Raw genomic sequence first — 791 nt, 5'->3', positions numbered from 1 at the left:
GACATAACAACATTAACTACAGATTGTCCTTTTATTTGTTTTTAAATGGTTTTAAAACCAATACTACTAAAAACCAATGTAGCTCCTGATGAAGGTATTGTAATTTTATACTTTCCATCATAATCAGATATTACACCCATTTTAGAATTACCCTTAACCATTATGGTCACGCCAGGAATTGGCAATTTATCTTCTGCTGAAGTAATTGTTCCAGAGACTGTAATTTGCTGACTATACTGACTTTTCACAGTAGGCAAGGTTGTTTTTCCTTCACTTGCCAACAATACATTCGAAAACATAAACTGTAACAAAACTCCCAATACCACGCAATTAACTTTACGTGGAACTTTAATTAATTGTTTTATCATATTAATATTTTGACATTTTTTAATTTATTACAAATTAGAACTTAAATATGCGTCATATTTACTTTACAAATTTACTTTGCATATTAAACTCAGAAATTCAATTTAGAGATATACCGAATTCAATTATATGACTAGTTCCTTAAAAACTTACACGTTTTCAACTTTAAAAATCAAAATCTTTCTTTTCAAATAGTTCAGATCAATTATGGTTTATTAAAATAATATTCTTGTTGATTATATTAGAACAATGAATCAATTATCATTATACTTTAAAATAGAAACATAAATTCAACAATTGAGAATATTTAAAAACGGTTTTTAATTTTTTTTTTACTTCATAGGCTTAATGGTTTGTTTTTGGTTGGTTAGTTATTTCGTTTAAAATATTCAAGTCGCTTTAGAGATATCAAAAAAATACAAAAA

Annotated in this window: 1 protein-coding gene; it reads right to left on the bottom strand. The window is 25.9% G+C overall.

Translation table 11 applies throughout. The annotated features are described in order from the left end of the window. Positions 1 to 41 precede the first annotated feature (41 nt). Positions 42 to 368, bottom strand: a complete 327-nt coding sequence (locus EKL98_RS18325) for a carboxypeptidase-like regulatory domain-containing protein (protein ID WP_126563226.1) — start codon at positions 366 to 368, stop codon at positions 42 to 44. Between the last annotated feature and the right edge of the window lie 423 nt (positions 369 to 791).

The organism is Flavobacterium bomense, from assembly GCF_003970355.1.
Note: the sequence above shows the minus strand (reverse complement) of the source record. Positions and strands in the feature narration are given on the sequence as shown.

Coding starts and splice junctions, on each gene's coding strand:
- EKL98_RS18325 (WP_126563226.1), bottom strand. CDS start 368: ATGATAAAACAATTAATTAAAGTTCCACGTAAAGTTAATTGCGTGGTA.